Raw genomic sequence first — 25,321 nt, 5'->3', positions numbered from 1 at the left:
CTATTCCAGGAAAACATCGACGCTGGCGGAACGTCCGGCCGCGTCGATCACCGTCAGGGTCGATGCGCCGCCACCATCGGGCACCCAGCTTGCCCTGCGCCGCCGATAGGCGTCCGGCAGCGGCTCGCCATTGGCCAGCCAGCGGAACGGCGCGCGCCCGCCATTGATCTTGAGCGCAAGCGGCATGACCCGCGCCCCACGCGCAAGCCCCACATCGATGCGCGCACCCTGCGGCGGGAACACGATTTCCGGCGCGGGCTCCACCGGTGCACCGGCGCGAAACCCGCCGCCCGAGACGGAGAACCGCCGCATGGGAAACGGAAGATCGGACGCGGCAAGCCGGATCGCGCCTGCCGGTGCAGGCGGGAACGGGACGATGCCCACGCCCGAGCGTGAAAACGCCTCGAACAGGATGGGAGCGGCAGCCAGATAGCCGGTCAGCCCCGGCACCGCGCCGCCATCGGGCCGTCCGGCCCACACGCCCAGCACATGCCGCCCGTCATAGCCCACCGACCACGCATCGCGGTAGCCATAGGACGTGCCCGTCTTGTATGCGATGCCGAGACGCGGCGCGTCGCTGGGCGGCGCGACACCGGACAGGATGTCCGCGACCTGCCATGTGGCCTGTGGCGTCAGCACGGAAGGCGGATGCGCGGCAATCTCTGCATCGTCCAGATAATGCAGCGGGCGCACCCGCCCCCGATTGGCGAGCCCGCCATAAAGCTGCACCAGCCCTTCCAGCGTCAGCCCCGCACCGCCAAGCCCGATGGCAAGGCCCGGCGTCTCGCCGGGCGGCAGAGCGGGCGGCACACCGGCCCTCCGCATGCGCGCCACCAGCCGCACCGGCCCCACTGCATCAAGCAGCCGGATCGTCGGCACGTTGAGCGACATCTGCAAGGCCGTACGCACCGAAACGTCGCCCTGATAGGCCATGTCGAAATTGCGCGGGCGATAGCCCGAGAAATTGCCGGGCCGGTCTTCGATCATGGTTTCCTGCATCACCAGCCCCTCCTCGAAGGCAAGGCCATAGATGAAGGGTTTGAGCGTCGAGCCCGGCGAACGCTCTGCCACACTCATGTCGATCCAGCCGGCGCGCGCGGCGTTGAAATAACCTGCCGACCCGACCCGCGCGAGCACCGCGCCGGTCTGCGCATCCGCCAGAACCATCGCCACGGAAACGCGCGGCCCCAGCCCGCGCGCCGCTCTGGCGGCAACTTCCTCAAGCCCCGCCTGCGCGCGCCGGCTGATGGTCAGGTGATGCACACGCTCATCCGGCTCCGCCTGCACCACCGCATCGGCCAGATGCGCGGCATAGGCGGGCATGGGCAGACGACGCCCGGCAAGCTTCGCCTCAGACGCGCGCGCGACCTCGCTTTCGATGATGACGCCAGCCCCCGCCATGCGCGCAAGCACACGGTCGCGCGCGGCTTTTGCCGTCTGCGAATGCCGGTCAGGCCGGCGCGCTTCCGGCGATTGCGGCAGGGCGACCAGAAGAGCAGCCTCCTCCAGCCCCAGCTTGTGCGGCTCCTTGCCGAACCAGGCGAGGCTCGCCGCGCGCACCCCTTCAAGATTGCCGCCATAGGGCGCGAGCGTCAGGTAGCGCTCCAGGATCTCCCGCTTGGAAAGCCTGCGTTCGATCTGAAGCGCCCGCGCGATCTGTCGGAACTTGGCGCTGAAGCTGCGCGCCGCGCGTGGCTCGGTGAGGCGGGCAAGCTGCATCGACAGTGTTGAACCGCCCGAGACGATGCGCCCGTTCCGCAAGAGCTGCAATGCGGCGCGGCCAAGCGCGCGCATGTCGACACCCGGATGCGACCAGAAGCGCTTGTCCTCATAGGCGACCAGCATCTTGAGAAACTGCGGGTCGAGCGTGTCGATATCCGCCGGCAGACGCCAGCGCCCGTCAGACGCCGCATAGGCCCGCAGCAGCGCCCCGTCTCGGTCGAGCACCTCCACCGAAAGCGGGGCGGGATCAAGCGGCGGCGGATAGGCCGCGTCCAGCCGGTCGAGTGTCACCGCCCCGCCAATGGCGAGCAGGGCCGCAAGGCCAGCGGCCATGGCAACCCGGCGCATATGTCGACGCGTTTTCATCGCCGCCGCCTACTGCCCCACGATCTCCATGAAGCCCGTGGCCGTGCGGGCGGAGAGCTGCGGACGGTACATGTCTTCCACGCTCGCCGCCGGATGCGTGTAGACGCCCGGAGTCACCGCACGCACCACATAGGCGAGCCGGAACTTGCCGCCGCCATTGCGGTCGAAGGCGGCGATGAAGCGGTCGTCACGGAACTCGGTGTGAACCGCATCCGTCTCGCCAAGCCAGTCGAAATTCGCCAGATCCGCACTGCCGACAAGGCGCGGATTGTCGATCTCGAAGCCCGCCGGCAACAGGTCGGAGACCAGAACGCGTGAAGGCCAGGCGTTCTGTTCCATCATCTCCAGAACCACGACATAGCGCTCGTTCTGGCGTGCGTCGGAGACATTCGCCTCTTCACCGTCCAGCGTGTAGTAGCGCCGCTCGATGGTGAAACCCTCGCCGCCCGCCGGCAGCGGCTGCTGCGGCGCGGCCACGGTGGTGATCACCGCATCTACCGGCTCGTTGCCCTGATTGGCCACCGTCAGTGGCGCGGCCTCGATCTCCAGTCCCGAAAGCCGCCGCGAGAATGCGCCCGCATGGGCGTTGCCGTCCACGGTCAGGCGCAAATCGTCGCTCGACTGGCTCAGCGCACGGGCGGCCAGAAGCATCCACGCCTCGTCCTGCGTGCTCATGTAACGCGTGTCACCGCGCACATCGGCCACCAGATCGATCATCTGCGGCACCAGCGCCGGTTCGGGCCGGCTTTCCGCCGCCAGCGCCAACATCGCCGCACCGTCGCGCAGACGCGATCCGTAATCGGAGCGCGCCGTGTAACGCCCGCTCATGCCCTGAGCGAGACGGAAGGCGGAGGCAAAGCCCCGTTCCGCACGTTCCGCATCGCCATAGAGAGCGAGACCCGCGGCAAGCTGCGCACGGGCCAGCGGCGTGGAGAACTCATCGAGCCGCGTGTCGAGATAGTAGCGCAGGTCACCGGCCGAAGCCTTTCGGTTGCGCGCCAGCACATAAAGCGCATAGGCGATCTCGCTGCCGCGCGAGGAGACATCCGTGTCATAGGCGAGCGTGTTCGAGAGGTTCTGCAGCGCTTGGCCCATCGCCGCCTCTGGCACGGCAAAGCCCTGCTCGCCGGCGCGGGTGAGGAAGTCCGTGACATAGGCGTCGAGCCACAGATCGCCCGATCCCGGTCCCCAGAGACCGAAGCCGCCAGACGAAGACTGTGCGGCAAGCACGCTGGTGATGGCGTCCTCAATGCGCCCCTTCAGCGCCGGATCCTCTTCCAGCCCCGCAGCCTTTGAAAGCTCGCTCACATAGAGCAGCGGCAGGGCGCGGCTCGTGGTCTGCTCCGTGCATCCATAAGGATAGCGGTCGAGCGACATCAAAAGTGCCGGAATGTCGAACCCGTCGGCCCGCGAGATGTTGAGGCTCACCGAAGCGTTCTCGGCAAAGCTGTCTTCCAGAAGCGCGCCGTCCAGCGTTACACTGCCGCCATTGGCTGCAAGCGTCACCACGCTGCGGCTGGCAACCGGCATCACGCCAGGCCGCACCGGCAGGGGCACGCTCTTCTCCACGGCAAGCCCGCTCTCATGCGCAAGCGCCACCGTCAGCGCGCCCTCGCCCGTCTGGTTCGTCGCCGAAACAGGCACGGAGAGCGTGGCCTTGCCGCCCGCCTCAAGCGTGACCGTATCGGAGAGAGACCGCAGATCGGCGTCCACCGGCCCTTCGGCCATCACCGTGAGGCGATAGTCACCGGCAGGACCATCCGTGTTGGCGATTTCAAGCAGAAGCCGCGCCTCGTCGCCCGGCGCCAGGAAGCGCGGGAGGCTGGTGGTCAGCACAACGGGATCGCGGATGATCACATCCTGCTGCGCGCTGCCCACGCCCTTCTTCGACCAGGCGACCGCCATGATGCGGGCCGTGCCGTTGAACTGCGGAATCTCGAAGGAGACCTCCGCTTTCCCGTCATCGTCCACCTTAACGATGCCGGAGAAAAAGGCGACCAGCTTCTGCGTCGGCGCGCTGCCGGTGGGCGCCATGCCCCCGCCATCGCCGCCGGTGCGCAGCCGGCCCATCGCGCCGAGCGAACCATCGATCAGCCGCCCGTAAATGTCGCGCATCTCGATGCCCAGCATGCGCTGGCCGAAATACCAGGCGTCCGGCTGTGGCGGCTCGTAGCGCGTCAGATTGAGAATGCCCACATCGACCGCCGCAACGGTCACATAGGCTTCTTCACCCGGTTCCAGCCCGCCAACGCTGACGGGAATTGAAAGGGCAGCATCGGGGCGCGCCTGTTCCTCCACGCCGAGTTCAACCGAAAGATCGCGCGCACCCGGATCGACCTTGAGCCAGCGCACGCCGATGGCGCGCATGGGCAGGCGGTTTTCGGCATCGTCGCCGGGGCGGAACAGCGTTGCGGTCACATAGGCCCCGGCCCCCAGCGCGTCGGTCACCGGAATGTCCACGGTCGCGCCGGCTTCCGGCACGTTTGCGGTGAATGTTTCAAGCAGGCTCTCGGACCCCACCGTCACCAGAACCTCGCCGGCAAAGCGTGGCGAAATCTTCAGCTTCGCCGTCTCGCCCACCGCATAGGCGTCGCGGTCGAGCGCCACTTCCAGCCCGTCCGGCGTCTCGGTGGAGCCAGCCTCCACATACCAGCCGGAATCGAACGCCGCGCTGGTGATCGGCCCGCCCGCATCCGGGCTTTCCACCTCGAGGCGATAGCGCCCCCAGTCCACGGAAACGCCGATCTGCGGTTCGCTGTCGGCCTTCGCGTCCACCGTTCCCTCGCGCACGAGGCTCGCCGTGGTGATCGGCTCATAGTTCCAGGAACCGCCATCGCGATACCACTGATAGTGCCGCTCCACCTTCAGCAGTTTCCATTCGAGGCCGTCCATGGCGATGCGCTCACCCTTCGGATCAACCGCGATCACGCGGAAATTCGCCGTCGCTCCCTCGGCAACGCGACCGCCGGTGAATTCCGGCTTCAGGCCGATCATCGCGCTTTCCGGCTCGACACCGATCTCCAGCGCGCGCTCCACGGCGCGGCCACCGGCCTCGCGCATGCGCACGCTGACATCCGCCTTCAGGAGACGCGTGGTCGAGGGCGCGCCATCCAGCGCCACCGGGAATCGCGCCTGCCCTTCCGCATCGGTCTCCGGCAGACCGGGCAGCGAAACGCGCAGCGCCTCCACATCCTCCTCGTCATCGAGGCCGAAGACATAGCCGGGGAAGGCTTTCCATTCGCGCGTCGGCGCGACCGTCAGTTCGCCTTCAAGCGCAAGCCCCGCCGCCGGTGCGCCATAGAGATAGCGGCCATCGACGGTCACATCCGTCACGCCACCAACCGGCACGGTCTCATCGGCGCTTGCAAGCTCGAACTCGGTGCGGTCGGGCACGAAATCCTCAACCAGAAAATTCTTCTCGGCCAGCGCCGGCTTTTTCGGATCGGCATAAATGCCGAGCACCCAGGTGCCGCGCATCGCGCTTCCGGGCAGATCAAGCGCCACTGCATGGCCGCCAAGCGCCGCGCCCTCCGAAACGACGCGCCGGTCCTCCACGCCGTCGGGGCGGCGGAAGATGAAGGTCAGCGGCAAATCCTCCACCGCATCCGACGCGGGATTGCGCGTGAGCGCGCTCGCATGCACCGTCTCACCAGCGCGATAAATGCCACGCTCCGTCCACGCGAACACGTCGAGCGGTCCGGGCGAAGGACGCCCCGTCACGCCGCGATCCGAAAGATCGAAGCCCGCGCGCGTCATGTCGAGGAAGACGAAATCCTCAGTCCCGTTTTCAGCGATGATCGCCGCCGGCGCGAGACCGGAAGAACCGCGCGCCAGACCGGGATCGAAGCGCGCATGGCCATCGCCATCGGTCTCCGCCTCGCCAAGCACCTCATTGTTGCGCGCCACCAGCCTGAGCTTCAGACCGTCGAGCGGCTTCGCACTCGCAAGCGAACGCGCGAAGACCGAAAGCCCGTCCTCGCCGGCAAAGGTGGAAAGCCCGATATCGGAGACAAGGAACCACTGCGTGGCGCGGTTGTCCCAGTTCTGGCTCCGGTCGCCCTCCGGCACCGCCGTCATCATGTAGACGCCGGGCTTGCGCTCCGGCACCGCCTCATCGACGGGAATGCTGGTGACGACATCCTTGTTCAGTTCGGCGTCCACCTCGATCGTGCCTTCGAAGACGGGTGCGCCCATCTGGTCGGCCACCTCGTCCACCGCATATTCGTTGAGCTGGCGCAGGAACTGCCCCTCACTCAGAAGACGCGCCAGCGCGCGGTCACCGACGCGATACACGGACAGCGTCGCGCTGTCGGCATTCACGGAAACAAACGGGATGCCCCGGCGCGCCGAGGACGGCAGCACGAAATTGTCGCCGGTAAAGCGCAGCGAAGGCGCACGGTCCCGCACGTAGATTTCGAGCGGCACCGGCTCGGCAATCACCTCGCCAATGGCCGCCGGCAGGCCCTGCCGGATGACGATGCGATACTGCTCGCCATGCTTCAGACCGCTGACGCAAAGCTCCTTGTCGCTGCGATCAACGGCGAAGGAGCGCAGATTGTCGACGGTCACGAACTGGGCGTAGTCGACGCCGCTCTTCACCAGCTCCTCGGAAAACTGAACGCAGACGCGCGGGGTGGCGCTGTCGGAATCGACCGAATGATCGATCACGCGGAACCCCTTGCGGCGCTTGAGATCGGCATAAGCCTCCTGCACATCGCGCGCGGTCCTGAGCGCCAGGCTCGCCTCATAGGCGCTGAGCGCGGGGCGGAACAGGTTGCGCCGCTCAAGAGCCGGCGCAAGAACGGCCAGCGCTTCGGCGCGGTCATCGGTGCTGCGCGACAGATTGTAGGCGTTCACGGCTGCACCCGTGCCGGCGCGCTGCAGACGATAGAGGTTCATGTCGCCGGCTGGCTGCGCCACCGTCGCGGCGCGCGCAAGCCGAGACCACAGGCCCACATTGTCAGGCTCCACCACAAGGGCTGCGGTATAGGCCCGGATCGCATTGAGCGGATCATTGTTCGCAAGCGCCTGCCCGCCTGCGGCGGTCAGGGCAGCGAAACCGGCATTGACGGCATTCTGCGTGCGCAGCACCTCGTCACGATATTGATCAGCCTCGCGCAGCACATGTTCGGGCACGAAGCGCAGCGCCGGCGGCGCGCCAAGATCGGCAGCAGCGCCGCTCACCACCACCTTGCCGGCCACCGCGCCCTCGAACGGATCAAGGCGGTTGAAATCCGACTTCAGGAAGCACCATTGCGCGCTGGCGTTGTAGGTGAAGGCCCGGCACTGCGGATCGGCAAGGCACACCGCCTTGCACTGGTCGAGCGTCACATCCTTTTCGGTGCGCAGGTCGAAACCGAAATAATCGGCATTCTCGCTGGTCACGATCCGGCGCGCATCCTGCGCGGCAGCCATTGCTGCAAACCCGAAAACAAAAATGAAAAACAGGGAGAGTCCGCGTGCCGCACGCATAGCAATCCTCCAGACGCTGCCGATATCGTCCCCTTGATATTGGGACAGCTTTGCAAAAGCCAGTCAACAGGCCCGGAGAATTATTGCCCAAAGGCGCGAAGACGCCCTCTTATGCTTACAGACCCTTTTATGGTTACAGCCCCCTGGGATGGGTCATGAACTCTTCGATGATCTCTTCCGGCGGTTTGACGAAATCCGAAGTGCGGCTGACGCCAAGGCCGGTCAGCCCCTTCAGCTTCACGGCCATTTCCGCCAGCTTCACGACAATCGGAATGCCGTTGATCACCGGCGCGCCATCCACCCGGTGCGCCTGCAATTGCGAGAACAGAAGCATGGGAATGCCGCCACCGGGAATGAGCACGTCCACGCCCTCATCCACCAGCGGCCGGGCCTGCTCCTCAAACAGGGCGCGCACGGTTTCAAGCCGCTCATCGGAACCGAAGGCGGCAAGGATCTGCCCCGGCTCGAAATCCATGGCGTGCACACCGGTCACGCGTTCGCCGAGACCGTATTTGCCGATCTGGTGGTGAAACCAGGGAATGTAACGCCGGTTGATGGTGACGATGCCCGAGCGCTGGCCAAGCTGGCAGGCATGCAGCATGGACGCCTCCCCCATGCCCAGCACCGGAATGTCGACCACCGACCGCGCTTCATAGAGGCCGGCATCCTGAAAATGCCCGATGATGAAGGCGTCATAGCCCTCGCGCTCGGCCCGCACCGCATTGCAGATCACCTCGCGCGCACAGCGAAACTCCACGATGGCGTGGGCGTAGCTGTCATGCGGGGTGATGCCCTTGATGTCGATCTCAGTACCGGGATCGACGATCGCATCGAGATGCTTCCTCAGTTCATCCCAGTAGCCCGCGCCATTCTCGTAATCGACATAGCTTTGATACCAGATCTTCATGACGTCAGCTCCTGATGAGGCCCGGCAGCCACAGGGCCAGTTGCGGGAAAAGCGCAAGCAGCACGACCAAAAGCAGCGTGCAGGCGATGTAGGGCAGCGCGGCCCGCGCCACCTGCCCGATGGTCGTCCCCCTCGGGCTCACGCCAACCATGACGAAGAGCAGGAGGCCGAAGGGCGGGGTCGCAAGGCTGAGTTCCAGCGCCAGCAGCATCACCACGCCGAACCAGATCTGGTCGAACCCGTAGAGCCCCACCAGCGGCATGAAGATCGGCAGGGTCAGCATCATGATCGAGAGCTGATCCATGAACATGCCGAGAAGCAGAAGCACCAGGAACATGACCGCGAGCACCACATAGGCATTGAGCTCGAAACTGGTGGCAAACGAGATCAGGCCCGAAGACGCGCCGGAGAAGGCGAGGATCTGCGAGAAGGTGGTCGAGCCGACGATGATCATCAGCATCATGGCGGACACTTTGAGCGTGCCGGTCAGCGAGCGCACCACGGCCTGCCAGCTCAGCGTGCGATAGCACGCCGCCAGCACGACGACGGACAGCGCGCCGAAGGCTGCGGATTCGGTCGGCGTCGCCCAGCCGAGCAGGATCAGCCCGACCACCGCGAACACGACGATGCCCATGGGCATCACGTCAACCAGAACCGCCCGCATGATCTCGGAAAGGCTCGCCCGTTCCGCTGCATAGCCGGGGGCGGCATCCGGATCGAGCGCGATCTGTATGCGGATCGTGGCGATGAACAGCGCCGCCAGAAGCAGCCCCGGCACCAGCCCCGCGATCAGCAGCGCACCGACATCGATCCGCGCCAGCGAACCGAGCAGCACGGCCAGCGAGGATGGCGGGATGATCATGGCCAGACCGCCGGTCGCCAGGATCGGCCCCATGATCATGTGCGGCTTGTATCCGCGCTTGATCATGTCGGGCATCAGCGTCGTGCCGAGCATCGCCGTGTTGGCCATGGACGATCCCGACAGGGTGGCGAAGATCGTGCCACCGCCCACGGTCAGATAGGAGAGCCGTCCCTTGATGCCGCCAAAGCACTTGTCGAGCGCATCGAACACGCGAATGGCAAGCCCCGTGTGGAACAGAAGCTCGCCCATGATGAGAAACAGCGGCACCGGCACCAGCGCGAAACTGGTGACGGATGTGGAAGCATTGGCGACAAGCTGATCGATGCCGATCATGCCGCCCATGAAGATGTAGACGCCGACAATGTTGATCGCCAGAAAGGCGATGGCCACCGGCATGCCGAAGAACATCAGGAACAGGAGCCCCCCGATCATCAGGAGGGCGGATTCGTACCAGACCATCAGTGTGCTCCCCCGCTGCCGGTATAGGTTTCGCCGCGAAGCAGCATGCGCAGGAACTCCAGCGCCATCAGGCCGAAGCCCATGGACAGCATGGCGTAAAGAACCCAGGAGGGAATGTTGATGGAGCGCATGTCGACCGCGCGCGACTGCACCATTTCCAGCCCCACCGCCGCCGAGCGCCAGCACAGGAGGCCAAGCGTCAGGATGGCGAGAACCAGCACGACCCGCCCCGCCAGAAGGCGCGCGCCGTCAGGCATCGCCCCCACGAAGGAGGAGATCGCCACATGCCCGTTGTTGCGCACCAGCCAGGGCGCGGCCGCCATGGTGGAGAACAGCATCACATATTCGACGATGGCGCTGGTCGACTGGAACGGCCGGAAACCGGTGTTGCGCAGCACGACGTCGACAATGATGGCGGCAGAAATGAAAACGAGACTGGCTGCGCCCAGCACAGCCAGTCCGTTGATGATCCAGTTGTAGATGCGTAGCAGAAACATGGCGCGCGGCTTTTCAAAAGTGGTGCGGGGGAATGCCCTGCGGGCAACCCCGGAGCGATGTGAAACGCCTCTCCGGGATCGCCCGTCAGGGGAAGCTCAAGGCTTCCGCCGGCACGGGATCAGCGGTCGTAATACGCTTCGCGCAGTGCGTCGTAATACTCCGACCCGGAATCCTTCATGCGCTTCCAGGCGCTGTCATAGGCAAGGTCCAGGAACGTCGCCTGCGCATCGCCCTCCAGCTCGATGACCTCCATGCCGTTCTCCCGAACCGCCTTGTCGGTCTCCTCAATCACCTTCTGGAAATTGTCGTAGGACGTCTGCTCATATTCGGCAGCGGCGTCGTTCAGGATCTTCTTTGCTTCATCGCTCAGGCCATCCCATTTGGCCGGGTTCACCACCACGGCGAGATCCGTCTGGAAGAAGCCCGGATCGATGCGATAGCGCAGGAACTTGTCCCAGGAGAGATCCTGAATGCCGACAATGGGCCAGCCCGAACCATCGAACGTGCTGCGCTCAAGGCCGGTATAGACATCCGGCACCGGCACGGAGACGGGAATGGCCCCCAGCGCCTCGAAGAAGGCGTTGTAGATCGGCTGCGAGCGGATGCGCTGGCCATCGAGATCGATGCCGCCATCCTCGGTCCGCTTGGGCTCGTTGATCGTGTAGATGTAGAATTTGACGCCGGTGTCGAGATGGGCCAGCAGGTTCACGCCCAGCTTCTTGGTGAACGCCTCCTGCATGATGCCGAAGCCGCCATTCTCGCGCGCCTCGGCGGCCGTGACGGTGGACGCCACCCAGGCATCTGCCTCGGGCATGGTGCCCAGATAATAGGAGGCCGGGCCATACTGCATGTCGACCACGCCACGGCGCACCGCGTCTACCTGCTGGTTCGGCGGAAACATCTCCGGCCCGCCCGCATAGTTGATCTGGATGACGCCCTTGCCGCGCTCGTTCACGAGATCGACAAAGCCCTTGAAGCTCTGCGAGAAGGCAAGTGACTGCGGGAAGGCGGAAATCGCCTTCAGCGTTTCGTCCGCACTGGCCTGCCCGGCAAAGGCAACGCTGGTCAGCGCCGTTGCAAGAAGGCCGCGTCTGATGGTCCTGGCGATCGATCTGGTCGTTGCTTGGTTCATGTCATCGTCCTCTCTGGTTTTCCGGACTTGTTCCGTCCGGTCTGGTTTCACGCCCTGTTTCAGGCACCGGGCCTAAAGCACGGGTGGCCGCACGAGCCCCGCATTGTCGAGCGCCTTCAGGAAAGCCGCCATGCGGCGCTGGCGGTAAGCGTCGACGTCCACATCGGCGTAATCGAAGAAGCCGGAACCCGTCTTCAGGCCGATACGCCCTTCCTCCATGTTGCGACTGATGATGCCGGGAGCCGCATAGCGCTCATCATCGAAAGCCCCGGCGAGATAGCGGCTCGCATAGTAGAGAATGTCGCCGCCGCCCCAGTCGATGAATTCCAGAAGGCCCAGCACGCCGAAGCGCAGGCCGAAACCGTAGGTCACCGCCTTGTCGACATCCTCGGCGCTCGCAACGCCTTCCTCGACGATCCGCGCCGCTTCATTCATGGCGAGCGCCTGAATGCGCGGCACGATGTAGCCGGGCGATGCCTTGCAGACGATCGGCACCTTGCCGATGCCTTCAAGATAGGCGCGCACGAATGCGGTGGTTTCCGCATCCGTCTCATCGGCCGGGCTCAGCTCCACCAGCGGCATCAGAAAGGCCGGGTTCAGCCAGTGCGCATTGAGAAAGCGCTCGGGCGCAGAGGTGAAACCCGCCAGTTCCGTCGACAGCATGGTCGAGGTGGTCGAGGCCAGAATGGCGTCGCCATCGGCATGGGCGTCGAACAGCGCAAACGCATCGCGCTTGGCGTCCGTCACCTCGGGCACACCCTCGAACACGATGCGCGCCCCGGCAAGACCTGCCGCCGCCTCGCCGCGCGGCACGATGCTCACCCGGTCCATGATCTGTGGAACGGCGTCCACCCTGAATGCGCCAAGCGCGGCGATGGAGGCCAGCGCCGTGCGGATCTCGTCCAGCGCCTCATCGCGCAGTTTTGCAAAGGCGTCGGCGTCACGCTCTTTCGCATCGATCAGCCGCACCGCGTGGCCGGCATAGGCGACGCATTGCGCAATGCCCCGCCCCATGCGACCGGCGCCGATGCAGGCGATGGTCACCTCGCCCGTCATCACAGGCCCTCGCGCAGCATGGTCTGCACCGCCTCGCGGCTTTCGCCGGCAAGACCGATCTGCTCCATCGTGCGCCCCTCGGCGCGGAAATCACGCTCGGCCACCGCGCCGGCAATCGCCAGGAGGCCGGTCGCCACCGGACAGGGCACGCCGGCCCAGTCACCCACCGACACCATGAAGGCGAGGCCCATGCCCACATCCTCCAGCATGTAGCGGTGCGACTTCAGGTCCAGCTTCTCATGCCAGTCGCCTGAATCCACCAGCTTGTCATGCGCGAGATTGCCGTACATCCAGTCGCTGGTCTCGTAGTGATCGGCCAGCGGAAAGTGTGGCGCGCCATAGCCCAGCGCCTCGCGGATCGCCATGCGCTCATTGTCGAGCGCGGTGTGCGTGCGGCGGATGGAAGCCTGCGTGCCCTCATTGTGAATGTCCCAGCGGTCGAAATGCTCGATGGGACCGGCATTCATGAGGATCAGCGGCGGGTGAATGATCGGGCCGGCGTTCATCAGCGCGCCCGAAAGCGCATCCTCCACCGGCTCGATGGAGGCCGGGAACACCGCCGCAATGGCCTTGATCGCATGATCCGTGTGCCGCGCCGGCAGCACGCCGGTCGGCAGGCGCGAGGCCCGCGTCGTCACGCGCACTTCGAGCGGCCCCTGCTTGCGCGTCAGCCATGGCAGCGTGCCCGTTTCGGCAATCGCGATGTCGGCCTTCGAGCCCGCTTCACGAATGCGCTTCATCATCAGGTAGGAACCGAACGTGCCCGGCGGCAGGTAGATCACCTGCCCGTCTTCCAGATGCGGCGCGAGGCGGGTGGCGATGTCCTCCTGCGCGAAGGCCGGCGTCGGCGCGACGATCAGCTCCGCGCCTTTCAGTGCCGCAGCGAGATCGTCGGTCGGCACGACCGCGATCTTCCGGCTGCCCTCGTGGTCGGTGAGGGTGATGCCGCCAGCCTCCTCGACATCGGCGAAACTGGCGCGGTCGCGCCGCCACCAGCGAACCTCGTGGCCCGCCTCGGCGAAATCCGCCGCGGCTGCGTATGACCCGTTGCCTCCACCCAGAACAGCTACTTTCATGTCTGCACTCTCCTCCTTGCCCGCACACAGTCACGGGCATTTATGTCACTCACATTGGTTCAACTCCGGGGCAAAACCGCCGTCGCCTCGATTTCCACGACCGCCTCCGGCTCCACCAGACGCGTCACCTCCACCGTGGCCATGGCCGGGAAACAGCGGCCGAACACATCGCGATAGGCTCTCCCCAGCCCTTTCGGATCGGCCAGATAGTCCTCGACACTCGTCACGTACCAGGTAAGGCGCGTCAGATGTTGCGGCCCTGCGCCCGCCGCTTCGAGCACATCGCGGATGTTGCGAAACGTCTGGTGCGCCTGGGCGACGAACCCTTCCGGGAAACGGCCCTCGCGGTCCCAGCCGACCAGCCCGCCCGTGTAGATGATGCCGCCATCGGTCATCACGGCATTGGCGTAGCCCTTCGGCTGCGGCCAGCCTTCCGGGCACACCGCTTCATGCAGGAGCCGCGGCTCTTCGGATTTCGGGGCTTTCTCCAGATCGCTCATGTCGGTCTCGTCTCCAGTTTCACGGGCTCGCGAACCGGCGCGGGCGTGATGCCGCTGCCGGCGCGATAAAGCGCGTGAACATGCCTGAGGGCGTTCTTCAGAAGCGCTGCTTCGCCGGGGCGCAGCCGCGCGATGATCTCGTTTTCATGCGCCTGCGCTTCATCGACGAGGCGTGCGCCAAGCGCGCGGCCTGCGGCAGTCAGGAACACGCGCACGCGACGCCGGTCGCGTTCGTCGCTCCGGCGCTTCACCAGCCCCTTCGACGCCATGTGGTCGATGATCTTGGTCAGATGCGACTGCTCCATCAGCGCAAGCTGGGCAAGCTGCGTCACCATCTGACCGTCCTCATCACTCAGGCAGGCGAGGATGCGCCATTCCGGCACGCGCAGCCCCTGCTCGCGCACATGGGCATGAAAGTCCGTGCTGGCCGCATCGCTGGCGGCGGCGAGCAGATAGAGCAGGTAGTCGCCGACAAACCCGGCGTTGCGGTCGATCTCGATCCTGTCTTCGTCTTTCGCCATCATCTCTTCCGGTCACATGGAATTGGGTATCAGAAGCGCCATCGCCGGCAGCGCGATCAGAAGCGCGAGCCGCAACACATCCATGGCCACGAAAGGCAGGATGCCGGCGAAGATGCGCTCCAGCGGAATGTCGGGGGCCACCGTGCGCATGACGAAAACATTCATGCCGATGGGCGGCGTGATGAAGCTCAGCTCGGTCGCGATCACCACGAAGATGCCGAACCAGATCGGATCAAAGCCAAGGCCCGTCACGATCGGGAACAGGATCGGCACGGTCAGCGTGATCATCGAGATGCTTTCAAGCAGGCAGCCCAGCACCAGATAGATCAGCACGATCATGAAGATGACCTGGTACGGGCCGGCACCAAGCGCATTGATCCAGGTGCGCAAGTCGCCCGTCAGGCCGGAGAAATTCACATAGTTCAGGAAATAGAGCGCCCCGAACAGAATGAAGAACATCACCGCCGTCGTCTTCGCCGTGTCGAACAGCGTGGACAGCGTGGCGCGCAGGGTCAGCCGACCGCGCATGAAGGTCAGAAGAAACGCACCGCCTGCGCCCATGCCTGCCGCCTCGGTGGCGGTGAAGACGCCCATATAAATGCCGCCCAGAACAAACACGAACAGCGCCAGCGCCCAGACCACGCCACGCAGCGCCCGAACACGGTCGATCAGCGGCAGCTTGGGCTGCGTCTCCAGATGTTCGCGATAGACGACGAGCGACAGGCGCACGGCGATGATGTAGCCGATAACGCCGATCAGCCCCGGCAGAAGGCCGGCCAGAAACAGCTTGCCGATGTTCTGCTGTGTCAGGATGCCATAGATGACGAGAATGACCGATGGCGGAATGAGAATGCCGAGCGTTCCGCCCGCCGCAATGGACGAAGCGGCCAGCCGGTCGGAATAGCCATATTTGCGCATGGCCGGCAGCGAGATGCGCGCCATGGTCGCCGTGGTGGCGAGCGACGAGCCGCACACCGACGAAAACCCGCCGCAGGCGACGATGGTGGCCATGGCGAGCCCGCCCTTGCGGTGACGCAACCAGGCATTCGCCGCCGCATAAAGATCGCCGGCCACGCCGGATTGCACCACGAGATTGCCCATCAGCAGGAACAGCGGCACGACGGAAAGCGTATAGCTGCGGCCGCTGTCGAAGAAGACCTGCCCGAGCATGGCCAGCGCCGGGTGCCAGCCAACGATGGACACGACACCGACAAGCCCCACGGCCGTCATGGCGAAGGCGATGGGCACGCCGGCAAAGATCAGCGCCAGAAGCAGCGCCATTCCGATTGGCCAGGCCATTACACGCCCCCGCCATCGCTTTTGGGCAGTCTGAGCACCGCCATGACAAAGGTGATGATGGCGCTGATGCCGGCAATCACCGCCGTCGCCTTGGCGAACGGCCCGAGCGGCGTACGCAGGTAGACCGTCACCTCGTTATAGCTTTCAAGCTGGGCTCCGTGCTTCCATAGCTGCCAGGAAACGAGCCCCAGAACCACGGAAACCAGAAGCCGACCAAGGTTGAGCTGCACCTTCGCAGCCATGCCCTTGAGGCTCGCCGTAAGCAGATCGACGCTGATATGCCCGTCATCCAGACACACGGCCGGCAATCCCATGAACACAATCGCCATAAGCAGGATTTCGGTGTATTCGGCTGCGCCCGGAAGCGGCGACGAGAGGAGATAGCGGCCAATCACATCGGCCACCGTCACCAGTGTCAGCGCAACCAGAAACGCTCCGCAGAGCACGGCGGTCGCAAGTCGTAACCACCGCCGAGCCCGCATTGCGATCCGCTCGGAGGGGGCGGCCATTATTCAGCCGCCACCGCTTTGATTTCGTCCTTGAGCTTGCCCAGGACAACCTCGAAGTCGAGCGCCTTGGCCTCATAGGCCTTGGCGAGTTCGTCGAACATCGGCCCGGTCTTCTCACGCAGTTCGGTGAGTTCGTCCTCGGTGGCGTCATGGAATTCGACGGTCGACTGGATGACCTCCATGCCCGCCGCGTCGGCCGCGTCCCAGGCCTGACCGGCCATGCGCGAGAACGCCTCGCCGGAAACCTTCTCGATGGCCGCCTTGTCTTCATCCGACAGGCTGTCGAACTTCGCCTTGTTCATCACGAAGAAGAACGAAACGTTGTAAAGCCCACCGGGAACCCTCAGCGCCTTGTCGACCAGCGATTCCAGCTTGAAGAAGGGCACGGATTCGACGGGGAAGAAGATGCCATCGGCGATGCCACCCGACAGAATTTCATAAGACTGTGGCGACGGGGCCTGGATCGACACCATGTCCATCGCTTCGGCAAGCTTGTTGGTGATGTTGCCCGCAACGCGGATCTTCGCGCCCGACAGGTCCGACAGCGGCGAAACCGGCTTGCCCTTGGTGAACAGAAGCCCCGGCCCGTGCCCGAACACGCCCAGCACCTTGGTGCCGCGATGCTCATCGGCCTGCGCCAGATCGCTTTCGTACACCCGCCAGAACGCAACCGAGAGGCTCTCGGACGTGTCGGCCAGGAACGGCATTTCGGCGATTTCCGTCAGGGTGAAGCGGCCCGGCGTATAACCATGCACGCCGAATGTCAGATCCACCGCGCCATTGGCAGCCAGATCGAAATGCGCCGGCGGCGGCCCGAGCGGCGCGTCGAGGATCTGCACTTCGATCCGTCCGTCACTCGCCTCTTTCAGCTGTTCCGCCCAGGGAACCATCATGTCCTTGACGATGGGGTGAGACGGCGGCAGCCAGTTGGACATGCGCAGAACCGTCTCCTGCGCCATGGCGCTCAGGCTCATGGCAGCCGAGAAAATAGATGCAGATACAAGCGTTTTAAAAATGCGCGTCATCGTTTTCCTCCCGTGACGGCCTCCTCCAACTACGAAGGCTTCCACAAGTTTTAACGCGCTTCAAGCTTAAAAAGATGAAATTTCACTTTTTGAGGCTTGAAGCTTGACAGGCAAAAATATGCGAATTCATATTATTCAGACACTGCGGATGACAGCTCGCCTGCCGATGAGCTGATGGAGGCGCCGCAGAGGGAGGAGATATCGGCGATGAGCGAACTGAAGCTCAGGGTGCGCGCCAGCGAAGCGCTGACCCCGAACATCCGCACACTCGAACTGGAGGCCGCGGACGGCTCGGCCCTGCCCGGCTTTTCCGCCGGTGCGCATATCCGCGTCGTCCTGCCCGATGGCAGCGACCGGCACTATTCGCTCGTCAATGCCGAAACCGATCCCGGCGCAACCGACGCGCCCGATCATTACCGTCTCGGCGTGCGCCTCGAAGAGGACAGCAAGGGCGGCTCCCGCTTCATGCATGGGCTGAAAGCAGGCGACATCATCGAAACGTCAGCCCCGCGCAACGACTTCGCGCTGGTCGACGCGGAAGCCCCGGTGCTTCTCATCGCCGGCGGCATCGGCGTCACGCCGCTCATCTCCATGGCCGCCGAACGCAAGGCGAAAGACCGCCCCTACTCGTTTCACTATGCCGGCCGGTCGCGCACGCTTCTGGCCTTCGTCGACGCGCTTGAGGCCATCGAGACCACCGCGCTCACCATTCATTGTGACGACGAGCCCGAAACCTGCATCGACCTGAAGGCGTTGATCGGCAAGGCCCCGGCTGACGGCCACATCTATGTGTGCGGCCCGCGCGGCATGATCGAGGCGGTGCGCGAAATCGCCCATGCCCGCGGCATCGCGAAAGACCATGTGCACTTCGAACTCTTCGAGGCCCATGAAGCCGAAGCGGGCGACAAATCCTTCGAGGTCGAGATCAGCTCCACGGGACAGGTCTTCACCATCCCGCCGGGCAAGTCCATCATCGAGGTGCTCGAGGAAGAAGGCGTCGACCTGATCTATGATTGCCAGCGCGGCGATTGCGGCATCTGCCAGACCACCGTCCTGTCCGGCATTCCCGACCACCGCGACGTCATCCTCACCGATGACGAACGCGCAGCAAACGACGTCATGCAGATCTGCGTGTCACGCGCAAAATCCGACCGGCTCGTCCTCGACCTGTAGGAGGCAGGGCGGCGGCCAGCAAGGGAGTAGCAAGCCATGAGCCGTTACGCGAACAACCCGCAAGCCATCAGCAACCTGATCCGGCCAACGGAAGTCCACCGCGACGTTTACATCGATCAGGAAGTGTTCGAGCTGGAGATGAAACATCTCTTCGCCAACACCTGGGTCTTTGTCGGCCACGAAAGCCAGACGCCCAACAAGGGCGACTACTTCACCACCGAGATCGGCACCAAGCCGGTCATCATGGTGCGCCACTCCGACAACGAGATCTACGTCCTGCACAATCGCTGCCCGCACAAGGGCACGAAGATCGCCATCGACCGTTCGGGCAACACCGGCAAGTTCTTCCGCTGCCCCTATCATGCATGGTCGTTCAAGACGAATGGCTGCCTGCTCGCGATCCCGCTGCGCAAGGGCTACAAGGATACCGGCCTCGAAGAGAGCGAATCCGTGCACGGCCTTGCCTCTGTCGGCGCGGTGAAAAACTATCGCGGCTTCATCTTCGCCCGCCTCAATGCGGAAGGGCCGGACTTCGAGAGCTTCTTCGGCGAGGCGCTGAGTTCCTTCGACAACATGGTCGACCGCTCTCCCGAGGGCCGTCTGGAAGTGGCCGGTCCGCCGCTGCGCTACATGCATCGCTGCAACTGGAAAATGCTGGTCGAGAACCAGACCGACACCTGCCATCCCATGGTCGCGCATGAAAGCTCCGCCGGCACGGCCATCGATCTGTGGGAGAAGATGGACAAGCCCGAGGGCACGCAAAAGCCCATGGCCATGGAAGTGATCGCCCCCTTCATGAGCCCCTATGAGTTCTTCGAGAACATGGGCATCCGCACCTGGCCGAACGGCCACGGCCACACCGGCGTGCATCACTCGATCCACTCCGATTATTCGGCCATTCCCGGTTATTACGAGCAGATGGTCGAGGCCTATGGCGAGGAGCGCGCAAAGGCCATCCTCGGCGAGAACCGGCACAACACGGTCTATTTCCCCAACATCATGATCAAGGGGCCGATCCAGCAATTGCGGCTGTTCACCCCGATCGCCGCCGACAAAACCCTGGTCGAAAGCTACATTTACCGGCTGGTGGGCGCGCCCGACATGCTTCTGGAGCGCACCGCCATGTACAACCGCATGATCAACGCGCCCACCTCCATGGTCGGCCATGACGATCTGGAAATGTATGAGCGCGCGCAGGAAGGCCTGCACTCCGATGGCCTCGAATGGGTCAACGTCCAGCGCCTTTATCAGGAAGGCGAGAATTTCGACGAGATCGCCGTCGAGAACGGCACCACGGAACGGCAGATGCGCAACCAGTTCCACGCGTGGGAAAAATACATGACGATGACGATGGAAGGAGACGCGTGATGAAGGCCCCCACCCGCGATGACCTGATCGATTTCGTCTATGAAGAAGCCCGCATGCTGGACGATGGCCGGTTCGACGAATGGCTCGATCTGTGGACCCATGACAGCTTCTACTGGATGCCGCTCGACTACAATCAGCAGGACGAGAAACACGTTACCTCCCTGCTGCATGAAGACGCCTTCATGCGCAAGCTGCGCGTCGAGCGCTTCAAGGGCGAGCGCACCTTCTCGCAGAAGCCGAAGACCCGCTGCCACCACGTTCTGAACCGCCCCTTCATCGACCTCATGGACGAGGAGAAAGGCGAATACGCGACCCACACGGCGTTTCACTATGTGGAGACGCGGCTCGACGACCAGATCCTGCTCGCCGCCACCGCGCGCCACGAGCTGAAGCTCATCGACGGCAGGCTGAAGATCACCCACAAGCGCGTCGATCTGCTCAATTCCGACGCCGCCTTCGGCAATATCCAGATGTTCCTTTAAAGGCGCAGCAGATGAAATCGCAGATCCCGCCGTTCGACACCGTGTTCGCGGCCTTTGCCGACACCGCCGGGCGCTGGCCGGACCGCCCGTTCCTGCACGTGCTGGAGGAAACGGCCACGGTCTACGACATTCCCGCCGGCGAACTCTCCTATGGCGCAGCCCTCGCCGAGATCGAGCGGTTGAGGAACGCCTATGCTGCCGGGGGCTATCGCGCCGGCATGCGCGTCATGCTCCTGATGGAAAACCGGCCGGGCTTCTTCCTGCACTGGTTCGCCCTCAATGCGCTCGGGCTCTCGGTCGTGCCGGTCAATCCCGACCTGCAATCGGCGGAACTGGAATACATGGCCGGGCACGCGCGCCCGGTTCTGGCCGTCGCCATCGCCAGCCGCGTGGCGGATCTCGAACAGGCGGCTGCCGCCTCTGGCGTCGGCTTTCCGGTCGTCACGCCCGAGGCGGACACCCCGCCGCTCGATCCACGCTTTGCCGGCATGGAGACGCCGCAGGGCGCATCGCTCACCCGCGAAGCGGCCATGCTCTACACCTCCGGCACCACGGGCAAGCCCAAGGGCTGCGTCCTGTCGAACCTCTATTTCCTGCATTCGGGCCGCTGGTACGCGAAGTCGGGCGGGCTCTGCGCCATGAACGAAGATTGCGAGCGCATGATCACGCCACTGCCGATCTTCCACATGAACGCCATGGCCTATTCGCTGATGGCGATGGTCACGGTCGGCGGCTGCCTCATCGCGCTCGACCGTTTTCACCCGCGCAGCTGGTGGCAGAGCGTGCGTGACAGCCGCGCCACCTGCCTGCATTATCTGGGCGTCATGCCGTCCATTCTGATGAAGGCCGAACCCACGGAACAGGACAGGGCGCACAATGTGCGCTTCGGTTTCGGCGCGGGCATCGATCCCAAGCTGCACGGCCCGTTCGAGGAGCGCTTCGGCATTCCCCTGATCGAGGGCTGGGCGATGACGGAGACGGGGGCCGGCGCGGTCATCGTCGCCAATCAGGAGCCCCGCAAGCGCGGCACAAACTGCCTCGGCCAGCCCGGCCCGGACATCGAGGCCCGCGTGGTCGCAGACGATGGCAGCGAGGCAGCCCCCGGCGCGCCCGGCGAACTTCTGGTGCGCCATGCGGGCGAGGATTCGCGTTTCGGCTTCTTCTCCGAATATTACGCCAACCCCGAGGCCACCGCCGAAGCGTGGGAAGGCGGCTGGTTCCACACCGGCGACATCGTCATGCGCGACGCCGATGGCGATTTCTTCTTCGTCGACCGCAAGAAGAACGTGATCCGCCGTTCCGGCGAAAACATCGCCGCCGTGGAGGTGGAATCCTTCCTCATGCAGCATCCCGACATCAAGGCCGCTGCGGTTGCCGCAGCACCTGACGAACTGCGCGGCGACGAGGTCTTCGCCTGTCTCGTGGTCGAGAGCGGCGCGCGCGATGAGGCCCGCGCCCGCGAGATCGCCGAATGGTGTCTGGATCGCGTGGCCTATTACAAGGTTCCCGGCTACATCGCCTTTGTCGACGCCCTGCCCCTGACCTCGACACAAAAGATCCAGCGCGGCGAACTGAAAACACTGGTCGCCCGGCTTCTCACCGATCCTGGAACGGTCGACACACGCTCCATGAAGAAAAGGCGCGCGGCCTGATGGCGGGCCGCACCTCAAGACGGATGGGCTATGAGGGCGTGGTGCTCGCCGCGCCCGCCACCGCGCCCTATCAGCGCTTCTCCAAGGAAACGGCGCATTGGTGGATCGCCCGCGCGCTGCGTCAGTCGCTTCAAAGCGCCGGCCTCAGCCCCCGCGATGTCGACGGCTTCTCGGTGGCAAGCTTCACGCTCTTTCCCGACACGGCGGTGGGCCTGACCCAGCATCTCGGCCTCACGCCACGCTGGCTCGATCACATCCCCATGGGCGGGGCGAGCGGCGTCGTGGCGCTCAGGCGTGCAGCCCGCGCGGTGCAGGCGGGCGACGCCGACATCGTCGCCTGCGTTGCCGGCGACACCAATCATGTCGACAGTTTCCGGCGCATGCTCTCAAGCTTCAGCCGCTTCGCGCAGGACGCCTCATACCCTTATGGAGCAGGCGGACCGAATGCCTGTTTCGCGCTCCTGACCGACCACTATATGAGCGCCTATGGTGCGACCCGTGAGGATTTCGGCCGCATCTGCGTCGCCCAGCGCGACAATGCGCTCCGGAACCCGCATGCGGTGATGAAGAAGCCGCTCACCATGGATCAGTATCTCGGCGCGCGCATGATCTCCGATCCCATCGCGCTGTTCGATTGCGTCATGCCCGTCAGCGGCGCAGAAGCGTTTCTCGTGATGCGTGAGGAGGACGCCCGCGCCGCAGGCCTTCCTTACGCACATATTCGCGGCAGCATCGAACGCCACAACGCCTTCCCCGAAGACCCGATCCAGATGCGCGGCGGCTGGGCCATGGATATCGACGAGCTTTACGCCATGGCAGACGCCACGCCCGACGACATGGACCTGTTGCAGACCTATGACGACTACCCGGTCATCTCCATGATGCAGTTCGAGGATCTGGGGTTCTGCGGGAAAGGCGAGGGCCCGGCCTTCGTGCGCGAGCGCGATCTCACCATCACCGGCGATTGTCCGCACAACACGTCGGGCGGTCAGCTTTCAGCCGGACAGGCAGGAGCCGCCGGCGGCTTCATCGGCATGGTCGAGGCCATCCGCCAGGTCACCGGCGCAGCCGGCCCCACACAGGTGAAAGGGGCGGCGACCGCCATGGTCTCGGGCTTCGGCATGATCAATTACGACCGTGGCGTCTGCTCCAGCGCCGCCATCATTTCGGGAGCGGGCACATGACCGACGCCATCCTGCCACCGCCGAAGAAAGACCCACAGAAGCGCACCCGCACACAGACACTGCCTTCGGGCCTCAGGAGCCGCGCGGCGCTGGGGCTCACGGCGGCTGCCGCCGAGGGGCGCTTCATGCTGCAGGTCTGCGGCGAATGCGGCGCGCTGCAATACCCGCCGCGCGACGCCTGCTCCACCTGCCTGTCGACCGACCTGCCATGGCGCGAGATCAACCCGGCGGGCGAACTCATCGCCGAAACCACCGTGCGCACCAGCACCAACACCTATTTCCGCGAACGCACCCCATGGCGTGTCGGCACCGTCCGGCTCGACGCCGGCCCCTCCGTCATGTGCCACGTCCATGGCGACGCGCCACGCGGCGGCCGGGTGCGCATCATCAACCGGCTCGACAAGTCGGGCCAGGGCGTTCTCTACGCCCTGCCTCCCGAAGGGACGCCCAACATGGAAGACGATCCGCAACTGCGCGAAATCACCGCCGATCCGAAATTCCGCCGCGTGCTCATCACCGATGCACGCAGCGAAAACGCGCCGGCGCTGGCCGAGGCCTTCGCGAAGGCCGGCGCGTCGATCATCTTCATCGGCGAGCCCGAAGGCTGGCGACCCTATCCGCACCGCGCCACGCTCGAAGCGATCCCCAATGTCCAGATCGTGCCGCTCGACGTCACCGACACCGCGTCGGTCGCCGAGCTTGCCGGCGAGATCGGCGGCAAGACGGACATTCTCGTCAACAATGCCCGCTTCGTGCGCCCCGGCGGCATCATGGACCGTGGAGACACCGTGTTCGCCCGCGACGAGATGGAAGTGAATTATCTCGGCCTGATGCGGCTTGCCCAGTCCTTCGGCCCGGCCATGCGCGGGCGCGGCGCAGACGGCGACAACAGCGCCGCCGCCTGGGTCAACATCCTGTCGGTCTACGCTTATTCCAACATGCCGGCCTTTGGCGCGTTCTCCGCTTCCAATGCCGCCGCCTACTCGCTGTCGCAGTGCCTGCGCGCGGAGATGCGGCCCGGTGGCGTGCGCGTGATGAACGTCTATACGGGCCCGACGGACGACGCATGGCACCAGCCCCTGCCGCCACCCAAAGTCGCGCCCGCAGCACTTGCCCGGGCCATCGTCTCCGGCCTCAAAGACGGGCTGGAAGACGTGTTCGTCGGCGATGTGGCGAAAGACCTGATCGAGCGCTGGCGCGCCAGCGCAAAAGTGCTGGAGCGCGAGATGAGCGAAACCGACGGAGGCGGCGCATGAACGTCCACGCAACCGACCCATCCGCCCTTCTGGGCAATCTCGCGGAGGCGCTCGCCACCGGCGCCATCGAGGTGGTGGACCTCACCCATACGCTCGATCAGGATTTTCCGGTCATCGTGCTGCCGCCCGAGTTCGGCCAGTGCGCCCGCTTCCGCATGGAAGAAGTGTCCGCCTATGACCACCGCGGCCCGGCGTGGAAATGGCACAACTTCACCTGCAGCGAGCACACCGGCACCCATTTCGATGCGCCTTCGCACTGGATCTCCGGCCGCGACGTGCCCAATGGCAGCGTCGACGAGATTCCCGCCGAGCGCTTTATCGGTCCGGTCTGCGTGATCGACTGTTCTGACGGCGCTGCCGCCGATGAGGATTTCGAGCTGACGCCGGAGATCATCGAGGCGTGGGAGGCCGAGCACGGCCGCATTCCCGCCGAGAGCTGGGTTCTGATGCGCACCGACTGGTCGAAGCGCCGGGGCGCGGCCTATCTCAACATGCGCGAGGACGGCGCACATTCCCCCGGCCCCACACCGGCGGCGATCCGGCTTCTGGTGGAGAAACGCGGCATTCGTGGTTTCGGCACAGAAACGGTCGGCACCGATGCCGGTCAGGGATCGCACTACACGCCGCCCTACCCGGCCCATTACTATCTTCACGGCGCAGGCCGCTACGGGCTGCAATGCCTCAACAATCTCGACCGGCTGCCGCCCACCGGGGCCATGCTGATCGCAACCCCGCTCAAGATCAAGAACGGCACCGGCAGCCCGCTGCGCGTGGTGGCGCTCGTGCCCGGCAGGAACTGACA

20 protein-coding genes are annotated in these 25,321 nt (G+C 64.8%); 7 read left to right on the top strand and 13 right to left on the bottom strand.

What is annotated here, in order from left to right:
• From pbpC to AC4PTT_RS02675, 13 genes are all read right to left on the bottom strand, one after another.
• Positions 1 to 2,070, bottom strand: a complete 2,070-nt coding sequence (gene pbpC, locus AC4PTT_RS02735) for a penicillin-binding protein 1C (RefSeq protein WP_492162582.1) — start codon at positions 2,068 to 2,070, stop codon at positions 1 to 3.
• Positions 2,071 to 2,097: 27 nt separating this feature from the next.
• Positions 2,098 to 7,560, bottom strand: a complete 5,463-nt coding sequence (locus tag AC4PTT_RS02730) for an alpha-2-macroglobulin family protein (RefSeq protein WP_492162060.1) — start codon at positions 7,558 to 7,560, stop codon at positions 2,098 to 2,100.
• Between the two features lie 133 nt (positions 7,561 to 7,693).
• Positions 7,694 to 8,467, bottom strand: coding sequence for an aspartate/glutamate racemase family protein (locus tag AC4PTT_RS02725; RefSeq protein WP_113153393.1), 774 nt, complete (start codon positions 8,465 to 8,467; stop codon positions 7,694 to 7,696).
• A gap of 4 nt (positions 8,468 to 8,471) precedes the next feature.
• Entirely contained in the window at positions 8,472 to 9,788 is a 1,317-nt protein-coding gene (locus tag AC4PTT_RS02720) for a TRAP transporter large permease (RefSeq protein ID WP_113153394.1), read from the bottom strand.
• Entirely contained in the window at positions 9,788 to 10,285 is a 498-nt protein-coding gene (locus AC4PTT_RS02715) for a TRAP transporter small permease (RefSeq protein ID WP_113153395.1), read from the bottom strand. The genes AC4PTT_RS02720 and AC4PTT_RS02715 overlap by 1 nt, the downstream gene beginning before the upstream one ends.
• Positions 10,286 to 10,404: 119 nt before the next feature.
• Complete coding sequence (dctP, locus tag AC4PTT_RS02710) at positions 10,405 to 11,418, bottom strand: TRAP transporter substrate-binding protein DctP (RefSeq protein WP_492162059.1); 1,014 nt, start codon at positions 11,416 to 11,418, stop codon at positions 10,405 to 10,407.
• Between the two features lie 72 nt (positions 11,419 to 11,490).
• Positions 11,491 to 12,474, bottom strand: coding sequence for a 3-hydroxybutyryl-CoA dehydrogenase (locus AC4PTT_RS02705; protein WP_113153397.1), 984 nt, complete (start codon positions 12,472 to 12,474; stop codon positions 11,491 to 11,493).
• A complete protein-coding gene (locus tag AC4PTT_RS02700) occupies positions 12,474 to 13,550 on the bottom strand; it encodes an NAD/NADP-dependent octopine/nopaline dehydrogenase family protein (RefSeq protein ID WP_206545731.1) in 1,077 nt (358 codons plus the stop codon). The genes AC4PTT_RS02705 and AC4PTT_RS02700 overlap by 1 nt, the downstream gene beginning before the upstream one ends.
• A 59-nt stretch (positions 13,551 to 13,609) precedes the next feature.
• Positions 13,610 to 14,050 (bottom strand): RidA family protein, encoded by a 441-nt coding sequence (locus tag AC4PTT_RS02695; RefSeq protein WP_492162058.1) that lies wholly within the window; start codon positions 14,048 to 14,050, stop codon positions 13,610 to 13,612.
• On the bottom strand, positions 14,047 to 14,571 hold the full coding sequence (locus AC4PTT_RS02690; protein WP_492162057.1) for a MarR family winged helix-turn-helix transcriptional regulator: 525 nt from the start codon (positions 14,569 to 14,571) through the stop codon (positions 14,047 to 14,049). Before AC4PTT_RS02690 ends, AC4PTT_RS02695 begins: the two co-directional genes overlap by 4 nt.
• A 12-nt stretch (positions 14,572 to 14,583) precedes the next feature.
• Entirely contained in the window at positions 14,584 to 15,870 is a 1,287-nt protein-coding gene (locus AC4PTT_RS02685; RefSeq protein ID WP_113153401.1) for a TRAP transporter large permease, read from the bottom strand.
• Positions 15,870 to 16,352, bottom strand: a complete 483-nt coding sequence (locus AC4PTT_RS02680) for a TRAP transporter small permease (protein WP_222474034.1) — start codon at positions 16,350 to 16,352, stop codon at positions 15,870 to 15,872. The genes AC4PTT_RS02685 and AC4PTT_RS02680 overlap by 1 nt, the downstream gene beginning before the upstream one ends.
• A 26-nt stretch (positions 16,353 to 16,378) precedes the next feature.
• The gene (locus tag AC4PTT_RS02675) at positions 16,379 to 17,404 is read right to left on the bottom strand and encodes a TRAP transporter substrate-binding protein (protein WP_297562603.1); all 1,026 of its coding nucleotides are present in this window, start codon (positions 17,402 to 17,404) and stop codon (positions 16,379 to 16,381) included.
• A gap of 207 nt (positions 17,405 to 17,611) precedes the next feature.
• Here AC4PTT_RS02675 and AC4PTT_RS02670 point away from each other — a divergent pair, with 207 nt between their 5' ends.
• The 7 genes from AC4PTT_RS02670 to AC4PTT_RS02640 are packed head-to-tail and all read left to right on the top strand — an operon-like array spanning position 17,612 to position 25,319.
• Positions 17,612 to 18,577, top strand: a complete 966-nt coding sequence (locus AC4PTT_RS02670; protein WP_492162056.1) for a PDR/VanB family oxidoreductase — start codon at positions 17,612 to 17,614, stop codon at positions 18,575 to 18,577.
• Between the two features lie 36 nt (positions 18,578 to 18,613).
• Positions 18,614 to 19,945: an aromatic ring-hydroxylating dioxygenase subunit alpha gene (locus AC4PTT_RS02665; RefSeq protein ID WP_206547975.1), complete on the top strand. Its 1,332-nt coding sequence runs from the start codon at positions 18,614 to 18,616 to the stop codon at positions 19,943 to 19,945.
• The gene (locus AC4PTT_RS02660) at positions 19,945 to 20,427 is read left to right on the top strand and encodes an aromatic-ring-hydroxylating dioxygenase subunit beta (protein ID WP_206545725.1); all 483 of its coding nucleotides are present in this window, start codon (positions 19,945 to 19,947) and stop codon (positions 20,425 to 20,427) included. The genes AC4PTT_RS02665 and AC4PTT_RS02660 overlap by 1 nt, the downstream gene beginning before the upstream one ends.
• 11 nt (positions 20,428 to 20,438) lie before the next feature.
• On the top strand, positions 20,439 to 22,079 hold the full coding sequence (locus tag AC4PTT_RS02655; protein ID WP_492162055.1) for an AMP-binding protein: 1,641 nt from the start codon (positions 20,439 to 20,441) through the stop codon (positions 22,077 to 22,079).
• The gene (locus AC4PTT_RS02650) at positions 22,079 to 23,263 is read left to right on the top strand and encodes a thiolase family protein (protein WP_299939058.1); all 1,185 of its coding nucleotides are present in this window, start codon (positions 22,079 to 22,081) and stop codon (positions 23,261 to 23,263) included. Before AC4PTT_RS02655 ends, AC4PTT_RS02650 begins: the two co-directional genes overlap by 1 nt.
• Positions 23,260 to 24,519, top strand: a complete 1,260-nt coding sequence (locus AC4PTT_RS02645) for an SDR family NAD(P)-dependent oxidoreductase (protein WP_492162054.1) — start codon at positions 23,260 to 23,262, stop codon at positions 24,517 to 24,519. The genes AC4PTT_RS02650 and AC4PTT_RS02645 overlap by 4 nt, the downstream gene beginning before the upstream one ends.
• A complete protein-coding gene (locus AC4PTT_RS02640) occupies positions 24,516 to 25,319 on the top strand; it encodes a cyclase family protein (RefSeq protein ID WP_492162053.1) in 804 nt (267 codons plus the stop codon). Before AC4PTT_RS02645 ends, AC4PTT_RS02640 begins: the two co-directional genes overlap by 4 nt.
• Positions 25,320 to 25,321: the final 2 nt, after the last annotated feature.

Source organism: Nitratireductor sp. WH36-1 (genome assembly GCF_058725515.1).
Note: the sequence above shows the minus strand (reverse complement) of the source record. Positions and strands in the feature narration are given on the sequence as shown.